We start from the raw sequence: 17,526 nt of genomic DNA, 5'->3' as shown, positions 1-17,526 counted from the left end.
GGATCAATCATGGCGAGTGATCGATGGAATGACAAAGATGCGTTGGACTCATCGATCGCGGGGCGGGAGGCTTTGTGGCATGGTCATCCAAGAAGTGCGCCCGCTCTCGCCCGTGAGAGCGTGGTCGGGGGTCGCGGCGATCACCGCGAGCCTGTTCGTCTTCCTCACCACCGAGTTGATGCCGGTCGGCCTGCTCACCCCGCTCAGCACGAGCCTCGGCGTCACCGTGGGCGTCGCCGGGCTGATGGTCACCCTGCAGGGCGTTTCCGCCGGTCTCGGTGTGCCGTTCATCGTCGCGTGGACCCGGCGGGTCGACCGCCGCATCCTGCTGTCCGCGCTGCTGGCTGTGCTGGCCCTGGGGAACCTGGTCACGTCGGTGTCGCCGAGCTACCCGCTGATCCTGGCGACGCGCCTGGTGATGGGGTTCGCCAGCGGCGTGTTCTGGGCCATCGGGGTGAGCATGGCGATGCGCATCGTGCCGGAACGCCACGCGAGCCGGGCGGCCGCGGTCGTGATGTCCGGCATCTCGATCGCCACGGTCGCCGGGATCCCGCTGGGGACCGTCGTGGAGAGCCTCACCGACTGGCGCACGACGTTCCTCATCTGGGCCGGCCTGAGCGTGCTGGTGTTCCTCGCGGTCGCCATCATCGTGCCGTCGCTGCCGTCGGCCAACGCGGTGCCCGTCCGGGAGGTGTTCGCGCTCCCGGTCCGGAACCTCCCGCTGCGCCGGGTGTTGTGCACCGTCGTCCTGTTCGTGCTCGGCCACTTCGGGGCGTACACGTTCGTCCGGCCCTACCTGGAGGAGAACGCCTCCGCGCCGCCGGTGTTCATCACCGTCGTGCTGATGGTCTTCGGCGCGGCGGGGGCGGTCGGGAACTTCGCCGCCGGGTACACGGTGAACCGGAGCCTGCGGGGCAGTTTCCTCGTCGGCTGCGCGGGACTGGTGGTGTCCATGTTGCTGCTGCTCACGATCGGCAGCGGGCCGGCGGGCGCGGTGGTCGCGATGGTCCTCTGGGGACTGTCGTTCGGCGCCGTGCAGCTGTGCCAGGTGAACATGACGCTCGCGGCCGCGCCGGAGACGTTCGAGGCCGCGATGTCGCTGAACACCATGGCCTACAACACGTCCATCGCGCTCGGCGCGCTGTTCGGCGGACTGTTCGCCGACCACCTGGGCGTCACGAGCGTCGTCTGGTTCGGCGTGGCGCTGACGGCGGCCTCGCTGCTCCTCACGCTACGGCGCCAGCGCTAGCCAGGCCGCGGCGGCCGCGATCTCCACGCACGCGCCGAGCACGTCCCCGGTGATGCCGCCCAGCCGGGTGGTGCAGCGCCACAACACGAGCCCGGCCGCGGCGACGGCGGCCGCCACCGCGACGGGGCCGCGCCACCACTCCAGCCCGGGCGCCAGCGTGGCGAAACCGGCGGCGGCGCACAGGGTCGCCACCGTCCACGGCAGACGGATGCTGCCCGCGACGGTGGCGCCGAGGCCGTCGGGCCGGGCGGAGGGCACCCCGCGGGTGCAGCACAGCGCCAGCACCCAGCGGCTCACCAGCGTGCCGGCGGTGGCGGCCGTGACCCCGTGCCCGGCGGAAATCGCGCCGCTGAGCGCTCCACACTGGACGATCAGCACGAGGACCAGCGTGGCGACCCCGGTGGGACCCGAATCGCCGCGGCGCATGATCTCCAGGGCGCGCACGCGGTCGAAGGACGCGCCGAGGCCGTCCGCGGTGTCGGCGAGGCCGTCCAGGTGCAACCCCCGGCTGGCCAGGCCCACCGCGCCGACCGCGAGCCCCGCCACGGCGATCGCGGGCAGCCCGAGCGCGTCCCCCGCGAGGACGACGAGCCCGGCCAGCACGGCGAGCGGCACCGCGGCGAGCGGCGCCAGCAGCATCGCCCCGCCCGCGACGCGCCGGTCGATGGTGCGCGGCGCGGGGACGGGGAGGGCGGTCAGGGTGCCGAGCGCCATCCGCAGCGCATCGCCGATCACGGCCGGCCTCCCGCGAGCCGCCGGCGCGTGATCCGGCGGTGCCGGGCGCGCCTGCATCCGGCACGGTCGCGAAGCTCAGGCAAGGTCGGCCAGCAGACCCATGTCCGCGATGATCGCCCGAGCGGCGCGCAGAGTGGGGATCGCCTGGACCGCTCCGCTGCCCTCGCCGAGCCGCAGGCCCAGGTCGACGATCGGCGTCAGCCCGAGCGCCTTCAACGCGACCGCCTGCGACGGCTCCGTCGACCGGTGCCCGGCCAGCCACCACCGCACCGCCTCCGGCGCGATCTCCGCGGCCACCACGGCCGCGGCGGCGGAGAACACCCCGTCCAGCAGCACCGGCACCCCGCGGACGGCGCCCTGCACCAGGAAACCGGCCGTCGCTGCGGCGCACGCGCTGCCCAGCGCCGTGAGCAGCTCGAACGGGTCCGACACCCGCTCCCCGGCCCGCTGCACCGCGGCCCGGACCACCGCGACCTTCCGCGCGCGCCCAGCCTCGTCGACACCCGTCCCGGTGCCGACGACCTCTTCGGCGGGCACCCCGAGCGCCGCGGCGACCAGGGCCGCCGCCACCGCGGTGTTGCCGATCCCCATGTCACCGGGGATGAGCAGGTCCGCGCCGTCGTCCACCTCGGCGTCGGCGACCCGGCGGCCGACCTCGAAGGCCCGCGCCGCCTCGCCCGGCTCCAGCGCGTCCTCGGCCTCGATCGACCCGGAACCGCGCCGGACCTTCCACGCCCGCACTTCCGCGGGCACGTCGGACAGGTCGTCGTCGACGGCGATGTCCAGCACCCGGACCCCCGCGCCGACCTCGCGGGCCAGCACGTTCACCCCGCTCTTGCCCGCCAGGAACACCCGCACCATCGCCGCGGTCACCTCGCGCGGGTACGCCGACAGCCGGCTCACCCCGTGGTCCCCGGCGAACACGACCACCCGCGGCCGCTCGATCGGCGGCGGCGGGACCTGCCCGGACGCGGCGCACAGCCACGCGGCGAGCTCCTCCAGCCGCCCCAGCGCGCCGACGGGTTTGACCAGCGCGTCCAGCCGTTCCAGTGCGGCGGCGTGCGCGGCCGCGTCCGGTGCGGGGATGTCGAAGCTGGTCACAGCCGAGCCCTTTCGTCGAGGTGCAGGACGCGCCCCGCCACCACCAGCTGGACGCTGTCCGCCTGGGCCGCGACGCGGTCGTTGAGCGCACCCAGCACATCACGGAACAGCCGTCCGGAGGCTGTCGCGGGCACCACACCCATGCCGACCTCGTTGGTCACCGCCACGATCGGCACGTGCGCGATCCGCCACGCCTCGAGGAACTCCTCCATCCGCTCGTCCAGCCGCAGTTCCCAGCCGTTCTTCGCGTCCCACGCGCCGACGTCGCCGAGCACCCGCGTGACCCAGGTGCCGAGACAGTCGATCAGCAGCGGCCGCGACGCTTTCCGGACCGTCGTGGCGAGGTCGCCGGTTTCGACCGTGCGCCAGTTCGCCGGTCTGCGGGCCTGGTGCAGCGCGATCCGCGCCGCCCATTCGGGGTCGTCGCCGGCAGGCACCGGACCGGGCGCGACGTAGACGACTTCGGGATGGCGGGCCATCAGACGCTCGGCGTGGCGCGACTTGCCCGAGCGGACCCCGCCCAGGACCAGCACCTTCGCCTCGTCGTCCCCGTACCGGCGGAGCAGCCGGGCGGCGGCCTCCAATGAGGCGGCCAGCCGCTGGGTCAGCTTGGTCATACCCGGCATTGTCGTGCACGGGCTACCGTCCCGTGTGTGGTGTATGCAAGATCGTTGACCGCGGTCGGCCTCGTGGCCGGTTATGCGCTGGACGCGGCCTTCGGTGATCCGCGCCGCGGGCATCCGGTCGCCCTGTTCGGGCGCGCGGCGAAGGCGCTGGAGCAACGCGTCTGGGCCGATTCGCGGGCCCGCGGCGCCGCATACGCCGTGACCTGCGTCGGTGCCGCGGCGGGGCTCGGCGTGCTCGCCCAGGCCGCCGCCCGGCGGCCGTTCGCCCGCGTCGCGGTGACGGCGCTCGCCACGTGGACCGTGCTCGGCGGCCGGGGCCTGGCGGCGGAGGGGGAGGCGATGGCGGTCCGGCTCGAATCGGGCGACGTGCCCGCCGCGCGGCAGCGGCTGGGGCACCTGTGCGGCCGCGACGCCGCCGAACTGGACGAGAAGGGCCTGGCCAGGGCCGCGACCGAGTCGATCGCCGAGAACACCAGCGACGCCGTCGTCGCGCCGCTGGTGTGGGGCGCGGTGGCCGGGGTGCCCGGGCTGCTCGCGTACCGGGCGCTCAACACGCTCGACGCGATGGTCGGGCACCGCACGCCGCGCTTCGAGCGGTTCGGCTGGGCCGCGGCGCGCGGTGACGACCTCGCCAACCTGCTGCCCGCCCGCCTGGGCGCGCTCGCCACCGCCGCGTGCGCGCGCGTGGTGGGCGGCCGCCCCGGCCGGTCGCTCGCGGTGTGGCGGCGCGATGCCGCGCGGCACCCGAGCCCGAACGCCGGGCAGATCGAGGCCGCCTTCGCGGGCGCGCTCGGCGTGCGGCTGGGCGGCGTCAACACCTACGCCGGCCGGGTCGAGGACCGGGGCGCGCTCGGCGACGGCCCGGCACCGGACGCGGGCGACCTGCGGCGCGCCGTGCGGTTGTCCCGCGCGGTCGGGCTGGCCGCGCTCGCGCTGGCCGCGGCGGTGGCGCGATGAGGGGCTTGCTGGTCGCCGGGACCACTTCGGACGCCGGGAAGAGCCTCGTCACCGCGGGCATCTGCCGGTGGCTCGCGCGCCGCGGGCTGCGGGTGGCGCCGTTCAAGGCGCAGAACATGTCGAACAACTCGATGGTCTGCGCCGACGGCGCGGAGATCGGGCGCGCGCAGTGGCTGCAGGCGGTCGCGGCCGGGGTGGAGCCGGAGGCCGCGATGAACCCGGTGCTGCTGAAACCGGGCAGCGACCGGCGCAGCCACGTCATCGCGCTCGGCAAGCCGTTCGGGACGCTGGAAGCGGGCGAGTTCGCCACCGGCCGCCGTGAACTGGCGCGCGTCGCCTTCGAGGCCTTCGAGGAGCTGCGCACGCGGTTCGACGTCGTCGTGTGCGAGGGCGCGGGCAGCCCCGCCGAGATCAACCTGCGCCAGGGCGACTACGTGAACATGGGACTGGCGCGGCGGTTCGGGCTGCCGGTCGTGGTGGTCGGCGACATCGACCGCGGCGGCGTGCTGGCCGCGATGTACGGCACGGTCGCGTTGCTGGAGCCCGCGGACCAGGCGCTGCTCGCCGGCTGGGTGGTGAACAAGTTCCGCGGTGACGAGGCGTTGCTCCGGCCCGGACTGGACCGGCTCGCGGAGCTGACGCACCGGCCGTTGCTGGGGGTGCTGCCCTGGCTGGACGGGGTGTGGATCGACTCGGAGGACGCGCTCGCCGCGGCGGGCTGGCGGCACGAGCAGCAGGCCACCGGTGGTCTGCGGGTTGCCGTGGTGCGGTTCCCGCGCGCGTCGAACGCGACCGACGTGGACGCGCTCGCCGCCGAGCCGGGCGTGACGGTCACGCTGACCGCGGACCCGGACACCGTGCGGGCCGCGGACCTGGTGGTGCTGCCCGGAACGCGCGCCACAGTGGGCGATTTGCGGTGGTTGCGGGAGCGTGGCTTGGAGCCGGCGCTGGCCGCGCGGGCCGCCGCCGGGCGGCCGGTGCTCGGCATCTGCGGCGGTTACCAGATGCTGGCGGAGACCATTGTGGACGATGTCGAGTCGGGCGCGGGCACGGTGCCGGGGCTCGGCCTGCTGCCGACGCGGGTGTCGTTCAGCGCGGACAAGGTGCTCGGCAGGCCGGTCGCGCGGTGGCGCGGGCACGAGGTCGCGGCCTACGAGATCCACCACGGCAGCGCGACGCCGACTGGTGCGGCCGAGCCGTTCTTGGACGGCTGGCGCCGCGGCGCGGTATGGGGCACGACCTGGCACGGCACCCTGGACAACGACGGTTTCCGCCGGGCGTGGCTCGCCGAGGCGGCGGCGCAGGCCGGGGTGAGTTGGTCCCCGGCCGGGGACGCGCCCGGGTTCGCCACCCTGCGCGAGTCGATGCTGGACCGGCTCGCGGACGCCGTCGAGGAGCGCCTGGACACGGATGCCTTGCTGCGGTTGATCGAGCGTGGGGCGCCGGAGGGGCTGCCCGGCGTGCGCTGAGCGTGGTGCTCGCCTGTGGTCGCTGCCGCTGGGATGGGCCGGGGATGTGGTGGTGCGGTTGCGGCTGTCCGGGGCACGGTGTGCTGGGTGGGGTGAGTGGCGCTCGCCTGCGGGGCCGGCGCCGGTGCGCTTGGTGTGAGCGTGGCTTGCCCGCGGTGCTGGCACCGGGGTTCGGCTGGGCGGATGTGGTCGAGCGACGGTTGCGGCGGTTCGGGCGCGGCCTGCCGGGTGGTGCCAGTGCGGGCTGAACGCGGCCAGCGGGTTTCAGCTCAGACGAGCGTCACCCGCACGCCCTCGAGTTCGAAGGCCGACACCAGGCTCGGCTCGGCGGCCGAATCGGTGATCAGCAGGTCGATGTCGAGCGTCGGGCAGATGCGGGCGAACGCGTAGGCGCCCAGTTTCGAGCTGTCGGTCACCACCACGACCTTCTTCGCGCGGTGCGCCAGCAGCTTGTTGATCGCCGCCTCGGATTCGTGGTGCGCGTAGGCGCCCCGCAGCGGGTCGACGGCGTCCACCCCGATGAACGCGAGGTCCAGGCTGACCTCCTCCAGCACCATCCCCGCCAGGTGCCCGGTCAGCTCGAACGACTGCGGCCGCGCCACCCCGCCGGTGCTGACCAGCCGGATGCTCTGCCGCACGGTCAGCTCGTGCGCGATGTTCACCGCGTTCGTCACCACCGTCAGCACCGGCGAACTGCCGCGGTCGTTGAAATCCGGGCGGCTGGCGATCGCCCTGCTGACCTCGGTCGTGGTGGTGCCGCCGTTGAACCCGATCACCATTCCCCGATTCACCAGCCGGGCCGCGGCCTCGGCGATGCGGCGCTTTTCCACCGAGTGCCGGTCGGCGTGGTTGCGGCCGGGGAGGTTGTAGGCGACGTTGCCGGGCACGGCGCCGCCCCGGGCTCTGGTGAGCAATTGGCGGCCTGCCAAATGATCGAGATCGCGCCGGATCGTGGCGGGGGAAACGTTCAGTTTCGCCGCCGCTTGGTCTACCTCGATCCGCCCCTGCTGCCCGATCATTTCGAGCAGCGTGTTCAGCCGCTCATGCCTGTCCACGCATAAGTAATACCGCCTCGCGCGCGCCTTGGAAACCCGATCACCGCAACAGCCCGCCGCGAGGAAATCCGGCGGGCTGTCGGAATTTCACTCACAGACTCCGCAGGAAGGCAAGTGACGGCATGAAGAAATACTCGCCGCCCTTCATCGTGACCGCCTGCGGAATGGGATCGGTCGCCTCGACCACGTTGTTGTGGCCCCATTCCGGGGCGTATTTCTGCGGTGCCCGCGCGCCCTGCCCGATGACCGGGTCGAGACCCGGCCGCGAACCGTCCGGCGGGAACGGGAACGCGGGGTTGTCCGCCCAGATCTGCTGCGTGAACTCGAACTGGTTGCCCAGGTTCGAGTTGAAGGCCATGAACAGCAGGCCGACGTCCTTCGCCGGGCGCAGCCGCGGCGGCAGGTCCGCGTTCGGGTCGTCGTGGCGGCGGCCGTAGGTCTGGCCGCGCCGGGCCATCAGGTGCTTGCGCTCCTCCTCCGGCGCCTCCGCGCCGCCCGAACCACGGGGGTTGGTCTTGCGGATGTGCGCGTGGAACGGGCACTTCTGGCCCAGTTTGTCGCTGTCGTAGCTGAAGTCGTTGCCGACCGGGTGGTGCGAGCCGGGCGCGCTCTGCACGGTCAGCGGGGTGCCGTCCTCGAACCGGCCGACCAGCATCGCGCCTGCCCGCTCCCGGTCCTCGCCGCGCAGCCCGAGGTCGTGCGCGAGATCGCGCTCGGCCTCCTTGAACAGCCGGACGTTCTGCTCCAGCTTGCGGAACACGAAGTAGCTTCCGAAGTGGACGGTCGGGTCCGGCGCGGCCGGGTCGGGCACGAGGACCTGCTCCAGCGGCGCCGAGGGGTCCCAGTCGTTGACGCCGTCGGTGGTGTCCCGCTCGGCGTCGACGTCCTCGGTGAGGAACACCGGCTGGCTGCGCCCGTCGACGTAGCCGAAGTGCTCGATGCCGTCACCGTTCGCGTTGGCGAGCCCGAGCCCGGACTCCTCGCCCAGCACGATCACCGACGCCGGGCGCAGCGCCTCGACCTGGCGGCGCAGGGTGCGGACCGGTCCGGCGGCCGCGTCGCCGAGGAGGAGCACGGCGTCGATCGTCTGCTGGTAGTGGCCCTCCCACTCGGTGACGGCCGGGTCGGCGAGCTTCTCGACCGCCGCCTTCGCGCCCGCGGTGAACGACGGGTCGGCCGGCGCGGTGACGCCGAGCGTGGCGTAGCCGTGTGCGGTCAGGCCGACGCCCAGGTAGGGCGTGCCGCCTGTCTTCGTGAGCTTGTGCGCCTCGACCTCCTGCAGGTGGGTCCGTGCGGACTTCATCAGCCCGCTCAGCCCCTTCAGTAAGGCGCGGGCTTCGGCGGGGTCGCCGAAGCCGAGGAACAGCACGGTGAGGCGGTCCCGGACGTGCGCCTTCAGGATGTTCGGCTGCAGCTCGTCCAGCATGGCGGCCGCTTCACCGGTGGCGGACTTCCAGGACAGCGTGGTGGACAGGTCGACAGGCATGTACGCCCCCTCTTGGCTTCTCCCCAGTTACGGTGGCGGCGCCGCGAGGCCCCTGTCGTGCGGCGCCGTCACCTGCTCCTAAGTCGCGCTGAGTGGCGGCCAAGTACGGATCGGGCGGGTTTTCACCCGATCGGCTCAGGGGTCGAACGGGTCGGCGTCACTCTCCAGGCGTGCGCGCAGCCGGTCCAGGTCGGCGCGCGTCCACGTGTCCGGGCCGGGTTCGAGGTAGGTCTGCGTGATCGCGACCAGGCCGAGCGCGGGCCCCGGCGATCGTGGCCGCGGTGCGCTGCTCCGCCAGTTCCGGCGTGGTGGTCGCCTTCGTGATCAGGCCACGCACCAGCGCGTTGCCGAGGTGGGCGATGGTCTCGAACGACACGCCTGCCGGCCGCAGCCCGAGCAGGTCCGCCACCCCGCGGTGGCTGCGCGCGATCCGGGCGGTGAACGTGCGCTCCGAGTCGGCCAGCGCCGCGACGACCTGGTCGCGGAGGTCCCCGTCGGGAAGGCCGGCTGCGGTCGCGGTCAGCGCCAGGTAGGTCTGCCACACCGGCGAGCCGAGCAGGTGCCGGAAGTCCTGGAGCGCGCTCTCGCGGACCAGCTCCGCGGCGGCGGCGCGGCGGCCGTCCGGGGTGGTGAGCGTGTCCAGCCGCGCGAGGAGGATCCGCCGGACCAGGGCGCCTGCCGCCTCCCCGCCCGTCGCGCCGAGCGGGGCCTGGCCGCGGGCGAGTTCGAGGAGGAGGTCGCCGAGGAAGGCCTCCGTGTTCGGCCACTTCCGGTACACCGCGCTGCGCGCGTCGCCGGCCTGGCGGATCAGCTCCTCGAACGGGAGGTGGTCCAGGCCGACCGTGAGCCCGGTGCGGGCCACGACCTCGGCCGCGGTGGCCAGCATGCGTCGCTGCGTCTCCTGGTCGGAACCGGGCAGCCGCGACGCTGTGGGCCGGGCTGGTGCTGCAACTGGGCACGATCGCGGCGGCAGTCGCCTCGGCGGATTCGCTGGCGGAGCACCTGCGCGGGTGTATGCCGCCTACCGGCCGGACGAGGCCGGCCAGGCTGCGCCGCTGGTCCCGCGTACCTGGTGACGGTGGGGGTGCTGGGCGCGCTCGGCTGGCTCGGGACGGTGTGGGCGCACCGCCGCGGCCGCCGCTGGGCGTGGCCGCTGGCCGTGACGCTGCTGGTGCTCGGCACGGCGCTGGCGGTGACGAACCTGACGATCACCGAATACGGCGGGCAGTTGGTGCCGACGTGGCTCGGCGTGGTGGGACTGGCGCCGTCGATCGCGGGGCTGGTGGCGGTGATACTGCTCCGCCCTGAGCGCGACGCTTGACGGTGGCGGAATTCGCACCGCTGAATGTAGAACTCGCCACGCTGAACGTGGGACTCGCGTGCGTGAGCGTGGGACTCGTGAAGAGCTGGGCTCGGGGCGGGCCGTCGTGGCTTCGTTGCCGCGGCGGCCCGCCCCGGGGCTCTAGGCGATCGGCCGGTCCGTCGGCGCGATCGGCGCCGGCAGGACGTTCCGGCCGGTCAGGTAGGCGTCCACACCGGCCGCGGCGGAGCGGCCCTCGGCGATCGCCCACACGATCAGCGACTGCCCGCGGCCCATGTCACCGGCCACGAACACGTTCTCCACGCTGGTGCGGAAATCCGCGTCCCGCGCGACGTTGCCGCGCGCGTCCAGCTCCACGCCGAGCTGCTCGAGCAGGCCTTCGCGCTGCGGGCCGACGAAGCCCATCGCCAGCAGCACCAGCTGCGCGGGCAGCTCCCGCTCGGTGCCCTCGACCTCGACGAACTTCCCGCCCTCGTTGCGGACCTCGACCAGCCGCAGCGCCCGCAGGTTCCCGTCCTCGTCGGCGAGGAACTCCTGCGTGCTCACCGAGTACAGCCGCTCGCCGCCCTCCTCGTGCGCCGAGGACACCCGGAAGATCATCGGGTACGTCGGCCACGGGTGGGCCTCCGACCGGGTCTCCGGCGGGCGGGGCATGATCTCCAGCTGCGTCACCGAAAGCGCGCCCTGCCGGTGCGACGTGCCGACGCAGTCCGCGCCGGTGTCACCGCCGCCGATCACCACGACGTGCTTGCCCTCGGCCGAAATCGGTGACGACTCCAGCTCGCCCGACGCCACCCGGTTCGCCAGCGGCAGGAACTCCATCGCCTGGTAGATGCCCGGGATGTCGCGGCCCTTGACCGGCAGGTCGCGCCACGCGGTCGCGCCACCGGCCAGCACCACCGCGTCATACTCAGTCCGCAGCTCTTCCGCCGTGATGTCGACGCCGACGTTCACGCCGGTGCGGAACTCCGTACCCTCGGCCCGCATCTGGTCCAGCCGCCGGTCCAGCCTGCGCTTCTCCATCTTGAACTCGGGGATGCCGTACCGCAGCAGCCCGCCGATCGCGTCGGCCCGCTCGAACACGACCACGTCGTGCCCGGCGCGGGTCAGCTGCTGCGCCGCCGCCAGACCGGACGGACCGGACCCGACCACCGCGACCTTCTTGCCGGTGCGCGTCTTCGGGGGCTGCGGCGTGATCCAGCCCTCCTCCCACGCGCGGTCCACGATGGAGATCTCGACCCGCTTGATCGTCACCGGGTCGTCGTTGATCCCCAGCACGCACGCGGTCTCGCACGGCGCCGGGCACAGCGTCCCGGTGAACTCCGGGAAGTTGTTCGTGGCGTGCAGCCGCTCGATCGCGTCGCGCCAGTCGTCGCTCCAGACCAGCGTGTTCCACTCCGGGATCAGGTTGCCCAGCGGGCAGCCCTGGTGGCAGAACGGGATGCCGCAGTCCATGCAGCGGCCGGCCTGCTTCTCCAGCTTGCTGGACGCGAAGTCCTCGTACACCTCGCGCCAGTCGAGCAGCCGCAACGGCACCGGCCGGGTCTTCGGCGTCTCGCGCGGCGTCGTCAGAAAACCCTTGGGGTCAGCCATGTGCGGCCTCCATGATGGCTTCGTTCACGTCCCGGCCCTCGCGCTCGGCTTCCGCCTGCGCGGCCAGGACCCGCTTGTAGTCCTTGGGCATGACCTTGGCGAACCGGGCGATCGTGGTCTCCCAGTCGGCCAGCAGCTCCCGCGCCACCGGCGACTCGGTCTCCACGAAGTGCGCCTCGACCGCGTCCCGCAGGAACTCGACGTCCTCGTCGTCCAGCGGGTCCACGTCGACCATCTCCGGGTTCACCCGCAGCGGCGACAGGTCGAGCACGTAGGCGATCCCGCCGGACATGCCCGCGGCGAAGTTGCGGCCGGTCGGCCCGAGCACGACCACGCGACCGCCGGTCATGTACTCGCAGCCGTGGTCGCCGACGCCCTCCACGACGGCCAGCGCGCCCGAGTTGCGCACGCAGAACCGCTCGCCGACTTTGCCGCGCAGGAAGATCTGCCCGCCGGTCGCGCCGTAGCCGATCACGTTGCCCGCGATGATGTTCGCGGACGTGTCGAACTTCGCTTCCTTGGGCGGCCGCACGATGATGCGGCCACCGGAGAGGCCCTTGCCCACGTAGTCGTTGCCGTCGCCGAACAGCCGCAGCGTGATGCCCTTCGGGATGAACGCGCCGAACGACTGGCCGGCGGTGCCGGTGAAGGTCACGTCGATCGTGTCGTCCGGCAGGCCCTCGCCGCCCCACCGCTTGGTCAGCTCCGACCCGAGCATGGTGCCGACGGTCCGGTTCACGTTGCGCACCGGCAGTTCCAGCCGCACCTTGTCGCCGGAGTTCAGCGCGCCCTCGGCGAGCTGGATCAGCGTGTTGTCCAGCGCCTTCTCCAGGCCGTGGTCCTGCTTGACCACCTGGTGCCGCGCGGCGCGCGGCTCCAGCTCGGGCACGTGGAAGATCGGCGACAGGTCCAGCCCGCGCGCCTTCCAGTGGTCGACCGCGGGACGGGTGTCGAGCACCTCGGCGTGCCCGACGGCCTCCTCGATCGACCGGAAGCCCAGCCGCGCCAGGTACTCGCGCACCTCCTGCGCGATGAACTCGAAGAAGTTCACCACGTACTCGGCCTTGCCGCTGAACTTCTCGCGCAGCTTCGGGTTCTGCGTCGCGACGCCGACCGGGCAGGTGTCCAGGTGGCAGACGCGCATCATGATGCAGCCGGACACCACCAGCGGCGCGGTCGCGAAACCGAACTCCTCGGCGCCGAGCAGCGCGGCGATCACCACATCGCGGCCGGTCTTGAGCTGGCCGTCGGTCTGCACCACGATCCGGTCGCGCAGCCGGTTGGCCAGCAGCGTCTGCTGCGTCTCGGCCAGGCCCAGCTCCCACGGGCCGCCCGCGTGCTTGATCGAGGACAGCGGCGAGGCGCCGGTGCCGCCGTCGTGACCGGAGATCAGCACGACGTCCGCGTGCGCCTTCGACACACCCGCCGCGACCGTGCCGACGCCGACCTCGGACACCAGCTTCACATGGATGCGGGCCGCCGGGTTGGCGTTCTTCAGGTCGTGGATCAGCTGCGCCAGGTCCTCGATCGAGTAGATGTCGTGGTGCGGCGGCGGGGAAATCAGGCCCACACCCGGCGTGGAGTGCCGCGTCTTGGCGATCCACGGGTACACCTTCGCGCCGGGCAGCTGGCCGCCCTCGCCGGGCTTCGCGCCCTGCGCCATCTTGATCTGGATGTCGTCGGCGTTGACCAGGTACTCGCTGGTGACGCCGAACCGGCCGCTAGCGACCTGCTTCACGGCGCTGCGCCGCTCCGGGTCGTACAGCCGCTCCGGGTCCTCGCCGCCCTCACCGGTGTTGGACTTGCCGCCCAGCCGGTTCATCGCGATCGCCAGCGTCTCGTGCATCTCCTGCGAGATCGAGCCGTAGGAGATGGCGCCGGTGGCGAACCGCTTGACGATCTCGGAGACCGGCTCGACCTCCTCGATCGGCACCGGCGGGCGCACGCCCTCCTTCAGCTCGAACAGGCCGCGCAGCGTGAACAGCTTCTTCGACTGCTCGTCGACGGCGTTCGTGTACTCCTTGAACACCTCGTAGCGGCCGGTGCGCGTGGAGTGCTGCAGCTTGAAGACCGTGTGCGGGTTGAACAGGTGCGGCTCGCCCTCGCGCCGCCACTGGTAGTCCGAGCCGATCTCCAGCTCGCGGTGGTTCGGCCGGAACCCGTCGCGCGGGAACGCGCGGGCGTGCCGCTGCCGGACCTCCTCGTGCAGCACGTCGAAGCCGACGCCGCCCAGCCGCGAGGTAGTGCCGGTGAAGCAGGTGTCGATGACCTCCTGCGACAGGCCGAGCGCCTCGAAGATCTGCGCGCCGGTGTAGGAGGCCACAGTGGACACTCCCATCTTCGACATGGTCTTGCGGACGCCCTTGCCCAGCGCCTTGATCAGGTTGCGGGTCGCCTGCTGCGCGGTGACGCCCGGGATCTTGCCGTCGCGGGCCAGCTCCTCGACCGTGGCCATCGCCAGGTACGGGTTGACCGCGGCGGCGCCGTAACCCAGCAGCAGCGCGATGTGGTGCACCTCGCGGGCGTCGGCGGTCTCGGCGATGATGCCGACCTGCGTGCGGGTCTTCTGCCGCACCAGGTGGTGGTGCACCGCGCCGGTGAGCAGCAGCGACGGGATGGCCGCGTGGTCGGCGTCGACCCCGCGGTCGGACAGCACGATCAGCCGCGCGCCCTCGGAGATCGCGTTGGACACCTCGGTGCGGATCTCCTCCAGGCGCGCCAGCAGCGCGTCCCCGCCGCCGTGCACGTCGTAGAGACCGTGAATGGTGACGGCGGTGAACTCCGGCAGGTCGCCGTCGTCGTTGATGTGCACCAGCTTGGCCAGCTCGTCGTTGTCCAGCACCGGGAACGGCAGGACGACGCGGCGGCACGACTCGCCGGTGGCCTCCAGCAGGTTCGGCTGCGCGCCGAGCTGGGTGCCCAGCGACGTCACCAGCTCCTCGCGGATCGCGTCCAGCGGGGGGTTGGTGACCTGGGCGAACAGCTGGATGAAGTAGTCGAAGATCGGCCGCGGGCCGGACGACAGCGGCGCGAGCGGCGAGTCGTTGCCCATCGAGCCGATCGGCTCGGCGCCGGATTTCGCCATCGGCGACAGCAGCGTGTCCAGCTCTTCTTCGGTGTAGCCGAAGGCCTGCTGGCGGCGCACCAGCGACGCGTGCGTGGGCACCTCGCGCTCGCGCTCGGGCAGCTCTTCCAGGCGCACCAGGCCCTGGTCGACCCAGTCGCCGTACGGGTGCTCGGCGGCCAGCTGCCCCTTGATCTCCTCGTCGTCGATGATGCGGCCCTCGGCCGTGTCGACGAGGAACATGCGGCCCGGCTCCAGCCGGCCCTTCTTCACGATCGTCGACTGGTCCAGCTCCAGCACGCCGACCTCGCTGGCGAGCACGACCAGGCCGTCCTCGGTGACCCAGTACCGCGCCGGGCGCAGGCCGTTGCGGTCCAGCACCGCGCCGATCTGGGTGCCGTCGGTGAACGACACCAGCGCCGGGCCGTCCCACGGCTCCATCAGCGTGGAGTGGAACTCGTAGAAGGCGCGGCGCGCCTCGTCCATCTCCTCGTGGTTCTCCCAGGCTTCGGGGATCATCATCAGCACCGCGTGCGGCAGGCTGCGGCCGCCCAGGTGCAGCAGTTCGAGGACCTCGTCGAAGCTCGCCGAGTCGCTCGCGCCGCGGGTGATGATCGGGTAGATCCGCTTGAGGTCACCCGGGATCAGGTCGGTGGACAGCATCGACTCGCGCGCGTCCATCCAGTTCCGGTTACCGCGCAGCGTGTTGATCTCGCCGTTGTGCGCCACGTACCGGTACGGGTGGGCCAGCGGCCACGACGGGAACGTGTTGGTGGAGAAGCGGGAGTGCACCAGCCCGATCGCGCTCGTCACGCGCTCGTCGGTCAGGTCCGGGAAGAACCGCGGTACCTGCGGCTCGGTGAGCATTCCCTTGTAGACGATCGTCCGGGCGGACAGGCTCGGGAAGTACACGTCCTCGTCGGCCAGCAGGTGCTCGGCGCGCTTGCGCACGCAGAACGCGGCGCGCTCCAGGTCCAGCCCGGTGCGCAGGCCTTCGCGCGAGGCCAGGAACAGCTGCGCGAAGTGCGGCATGGTCGAGGCCGCGGTCGGCCCGACGTGCTCGGTGTCCACCGGGACCTCGCGCCAGCCCAGGACCCGCAGGCCCTCCTCCGCGACGAGGCCCTCGATCGCGCTCATCGCACGGCCACGAGCGGTCTCGTCGACCGGCAGGAACGCGGTGCCCACGGCGTAATGGCCCGCTTCGGGCAGCTCGAAGTCGACGACCTCGCGGAAGAACGCGTCCGGGACCTGGATCAGGATGCCCGCGCCGTCGCCGGTCTCCGGTTCCGCTCCTCTGGCGCCACGGTGTTCGAGGTTGCGCAGGGCCGTCAGGGCCTTGGTGACGATGTCGTGGCTGCGTCGGCCGGACATATCGGCGACGAACGCGACACCGCAGGCATCGTGCTCGTATTGCGCGTCGTACAAGCCTTCCGGCTTGCGAACACTGTGGCGGGTCACGGCTGGCCGTCTCCTCACACGTGGGCGCGGCACGGGCTGTTGTTAACGCAACAGCCCTCCTGCGCGATGGTCAGTCGAGAGCAGAAGTCCGAGTCGCCTGAACGAGGGCAGGACTCGGCACACCGGCCACACGTCGTTGGGTGGCCGCCGGTCGGCACGTCTTCGGGCCGCTGGCGCGCATCAGCGAGTTCCCCGGGTTGTGGTGGGCGGGTTCCCGCGGCGCGCCAGTTACCCCCGGGTTCGCCGGGTCTTATGACAGTAGTGTGAACTCGCCGTTATCGACATACGTCGAGCGGACCTCGTGGCATATGCCATACGGACGTTGACGCGACAGCCTCCGGTGTGGAAGTACCGTTGCACCAGCGTTGACCTGCGCAAAGATGTGCCGGTGGGGTGCCGTGATCGATTCACCGGTTCGAGTGAGTGTCCGATTAAGTAATCAAGGTGTTACGGACGCGGAGCGCCTTCCGGCCGGGATACTCGGGGTCATGGACGGCCTGGCGATGCGTTTCCTCGGCCACTCGACGGTCCGACTGGAGATCGCCGGCCGGGTCGTGCTGACCGACCCCGTGCTGACGCGCACGGTGGGTGGGCTGGTGCGAGTCGCGCCGCCGCTGGACCCCGCCGCCTACGCCGACGTCGATCTGGTGCTGATCTCCCACCTGCACGGCGACCACCTGCACGCGCCGTCGCTGCGGCTGCTGGGGCGGGACGTGCCGATCGTGGTGCCGCGCGGGGCCGGCGCGTGGATGCGGCGGCGGGGGTTTTCGGCGGTGGCGGAACTGGACATCGGGGAGCAGTTGCCGTTCGGCGACCTGCGGGTGACCGCGGTGCCGGCGGACCACTCGGGGCACCGCTGGGGGCCGCGTTTCACGCACGGCCCGCAGGCCCGCGCGAACGGTCATGTCGTGGAGGCGCCGGGGGTGCGGGTGTACGTCGCCGGGGACACGGACCTGTACCCGGGGATGGCCGAGCTCGGCCCGGTGGACGTGGCGTTGCTGCCGGTGTGGGGATGGGGGCCGAACCTCGGCCCCGGGCACCTGGACCCGACGCGGGCCGCGGAGGCGGTCGCACTGGTGCAGCCGCGCGTGGCGGTGCCCGTGCACTGGGGGACGCTGGCCGTCCCCGGCCTGGCGCGAACCCCCCGCATGCGGCGGTTGCTGGTCGCACCGCCACGAACGTTCGCGGCGGAGGTGGCGGACCGCGGCCTGCCGACCACGGTGGCCCTCACGGAGCCCGGCGAGCCGGTGCAGCTGCACAGGTCCCCCCGATGAGGCCACCCGCAGAGCCCGCAACCGCGGACTTCGCCCGCCTGAGCGTGGGACTCGCGGGGTGGTGCGCGAGTTCCGCGCTCGTCGGTGTGAGATCGGCGATCGTCGGCGCGGCGGTCACCGGGCCGGGGCGGGTGCGTG

At 72.5% G+C, this 17,526-nt stretch carries 13 protein-coding genes; 5 read left to right on the top strand and 8 right to left on the bottom strand.

Translation table 11 applies throughout. The annotated features are described in order from the left end of the window. Positions 1-112 precede the first annotated feature (112 nt). Positions 113-1,249, top strand: coding sequence for an MFS transporter (locus ACCP09_RS07325; protein ID WP_231960751.1), 1,137 nt, complete (start codon positions 113-115; stop codon positions 1,247-1,249). Here the strand turns inward: ACCP09_RS07325 and ACCP09_RS07320 are convergent. From ACCP09_RS07320 to cobU, 3 genes are all read right to left on the bottom strand, one after another. Next, entirely contained in the window at positions 1,232-1,984 is a 753-nt protein-coding gene (locus ACCP09_RS07320) for an adenosylcobinamide-GDP ribazoletransferase (protein ID WP_433744301.1), read from the bottom strand. The two genes, ACCP09_RS07325 and ACCP09_RS07320, sit on opposite strands and share 18 nt — an antisense overlap. Before the next feature lie 75 nt (positions 1,985-2,059). Beyond that, a complete protein-coding gene (gene cobT / locus ACCP09_RS07315; RefSeq protein ID WP_433744298.1) occupies positions 2,060-3,085 on the bottom strand; it encodes a nicotinate-nucleotide--dimethylbenzimidazole phosphoribosyltransferase in 1,026 nt (341 codons plus the stop codon). Further along, positions 3,082-3,702 carry a bifunctional adenosylcobinamide kinase/adenosylcobinamide-phosphate guanylyltransferase gene (cobU, locus tag ACCP09_RS07310; protein WP_027934441.1) on the bottom strand — a complete coding sequence of 207 codons (621 nt, stop codon included), beginning with the start codon at positions 3,700-3,702 and terminating at the stop codon, positions 3,082-3,084. The genes cobT and cobU overlap by 4 nt, the downstream gene beginning before the upstream one ends. Positions 3,703-3,738: 36 nt before the next feature. Here cobU and ACCP09_RS07305 point away from each other — a divergent pair, with 36 nt between their 5' ends. Together ACCP09_RS07305 and ACCP09_RS07300 are read left to right on the top strand one after the other, a co-directional pair. Beyond that, positions 3,739-4,668, top strand: a complete 930-nt coding sequence (locus tag ACCP09_RS07305) for a cobalamin biosynthesis protein (protein ID WP_433744294.1) — start codon at positions 3,739-3,741, stop codon at positions 4,666-4,668. Continuing rightward, positions 4,665-6,137: a cobyric acid synthase gene (locus ACCP09_RS07300; protein ID WP_433744291.1), complete on the top strand. Its 1,473-nt coding sequence runs from the start codon at positions 4,665-4,667 to the stop codon at positions 6,135-6,137. The genes ACCP09_RS07305 and ACCP09_RS07300 overlap by 4 nt, the downstream gene beginning before the upstream one ends. A 269-nt stretch (positions 6,138-6,406) precedes the next feature. On the opposite strand, the gene ACCP09_RS07295 is transcribed toward ACCP09_RS07300, so the two are convergent. The 3 genes from ACCP09_RS07295 to ACCP09_RS07285 form a co-directional block, all read right to left on the bottom strand. Beyond that, on the bottom strand, positions 6,407-7,192 hold the full coding sequence (locus tag ACCP09_RS07295; protein ID WP_027934444.1) for a DeoR/GlpR family DNA-binding transcription regulator: 786 nt from the start codon (positions 7,190-7,192) through the stop codon (positions 6,407-6,409). A gap of 91 nt (positions 7,193-7,283) precedes the next feature. After that, positions 7,284-8,678, bottom strand: coding sequence for a Dyp-type peroxidase (locus ACCP09_RS07290; protein ID WP_433744288.1), 1,395 nt, complete (start codon positions 8,676-8,678; stop codon positions 7,284-7,286). A gap of 157 nt (positions 8,679-8,835) precedes the next feature. After that, entirely contained in the window at positions 8,836-9,564 is a 729-nt protein-coding gene (locus ACCP09_RS07285; RefSeq protein WP_433744285.1) for a hypothetical protein, read from the bottom strand. 186 nt (positions 9,565-9,750) lie between these two features. On the opposite strand from ACCP09_RS07285, the gene ACCP09_RS07280 reads away from it, so the two are divergent. Beyond that, a complete protein-coding gene (locus ACCP09_RS07280) occupies positions 9,751-9,999 on the top strand; it encodes a hypothetical protein (RefSeq protein WP_433744282.1) in 249 nt (82 codons plus the stop codon). Positions 10,000-10,140: 141 nt separating this feature from the next. On the opposite strand, the gene ACCP09_RS07275 is transcribed toward ACCP09_RS07280, so the two are convergent. Next, complete coding sequence (locus ACCP09_RS07275; protein ID WP_123685145.1) at positions 10,141-11,592, bottom strand: glutamate synthase subunit beta; 1,452 nt, start codon at positions 11,590-11,592, stop codon at positions 10,141-10,143. Beyond that, entirely contained in the window at positions 11,585-16,114 is a 4,530-nt protein-coding gene (gene gltB / locus ACCP09_RS07270) for a glutamate synthase large subunit (protein ID WP_433744279.1), read from the bottom strand. Before gltB ends, ACCP09_RS07275 begins: the two co-directional genes overlap by 8 nt. 488 nt (positions 16,115-16,602) lie before the next feature. Here gltB and ACCP09_RS07265 point away from each other — a divergent pair, with 488 nt between their 5' ends. After that, on the top strand, positions 16,603-17,388 hold the full coding sequence (locus tag ACCP09_RS07265) for an MBL fold metallo-hydrolase (RefSeq protein WP_027934448.1): 786 nt from the start codon (positions 16,603-16,605) through the stop codon (positions 17,386-17,388). The last annotated feature ends 138 nt before the right edge of the window (positions 17,389-17,526 follow it).

Origin of the sequence: Amycolatopsis sp. 3B14 (assembly GCF_050958625.1) — a bacterium.
In the GTDB taxonomy this organism is placed as follows: Bacteria; Actinomycetota; Actinomycetes; order Mycobacteriales; family Pseudonocardiaceae; genus Amycolatopsis_E; species Amycolatopsis_E thermoflava.
The sequence above is the reverse complement of the archived record's forward strand: the minus strand, read 5'-3'. Positions and strand labels throughout refer to the sequence as shown.

Bases quoted from the DNA above. Each gene is read 5' to 3' on its own strand.
- ACCP09_RS07265 (WP_027934448.1), top strand. From the start codon at position 16,603: ATGGACGGCCTGGCGATGCGTTTCCTCGGCCACTCGACGGTCCGACTG.
- ACCP09_RS07285 (WP_433744285.1), bottom strand. From the start codon at position 9,564: ATGCTGGCCACCGCGGCCGAGGTCGTGGCCCGCACCGGGCTCACGGTC.
- ACCP09_RS07290 (WP_433744288.1), bottom strand. From the start codon at position 8,678: ATGCCTGTCGACCTGTCCACCACGCTGTCCTGGAAGTCCGCCACCGGT.
- ACCP09_RS07275 (WP_123685145.1), bottom strand. From the start codon at position 11,592: ATGGCTGACCCCAAGGGTTTTCTGACGACGCCGCGCGAGACGCCGAAG.
- ACCP09_RS07300 (WP_433744291.1), top strand. From the start codon at position 4,665: ATGAGGGGCTTGCTGGTCGCCGGGACCACTTCGGACGCCGGGAAGAGC.
- cobU (WP_027934441.1), bottom strand. From the start codon at position 3,702: ATGACCAAGCTGACCCAGCGGCTGGCCGCCTCATTGGAGGCCGCCGCC.